Below are 506 nucleotides of genomic sequence, written 5' to 3' on the forward strand. Positions count from 1 at the left end.
GAATTCCCCTGTGCTTTATTGCGCACCAAGACCGAGGCCCCTCCGGATTGAGGTAGCGGCCTTCTGAAACTGGTCAGGCTCGAGATTGAGCACTGCTGTTTCCTCTTCCGTGCATAGTCAATGACTGTATAAACTGACCCAACGTTATGATACGCGAAGTCCGTGTCATGGTCTGAATTGAAAGTGTAATTGCATGTCGAGCAGGTTCGTCCGGCCCGTGGTGGTGCAAGTTGGCCGGCAGGAGCGTGAGCGCGTCATATTCGATGTGAACGACGCAGCCGCGATCCTGCTGCGGAGTTTCCCTCATCAGACGACGAAGCGAAAACTGGCTATGGATGCATGTCTTCAGGTTCTGCGCGGCGAAGCTCAGACGCCGGTTGCGAGACGGGCTTTCGTTGCCGCGGCGTTGGAAGCGAACATCTTACGCAGCGACTGAGGTCCAAGTTGATAGTAGCCTCGATGGTTTCGAAAGTGACTTTGAAAAGTAGAGCTTCAAAGCAACACAG

1 protein-coding gene is annotated in these 506 nt (G+C 54.0%); it reads left to right on the top strand.

Annotated features, from left to right (window positions below; translation table 11 throughout):
• Nucleotides 1-193: 193 nt before the first annotated feature.
• Complete coding sequence (locus EN750_RS38450; RefSeq protein WP_095775686.1) at nucleotides 194-436, top strand: DUF982 domain-containing protein; 243 nt, start codon at nucleotides 194-196, stop codon at nucleotides 434-436.
• Nucleotides 437-506 lie beyond the last annotated feature (70 nt).

This window comes from Mesorhizobium sp. M7A.F.Ca.ET.027.03.2.1, from assembly GCF_003999175.1.
Lineage (GTDB): Bacteria > Pseudomonadota > Alphaproteobacteria > Rhizobiales > Rhizobiaceae > Mesorhizobium.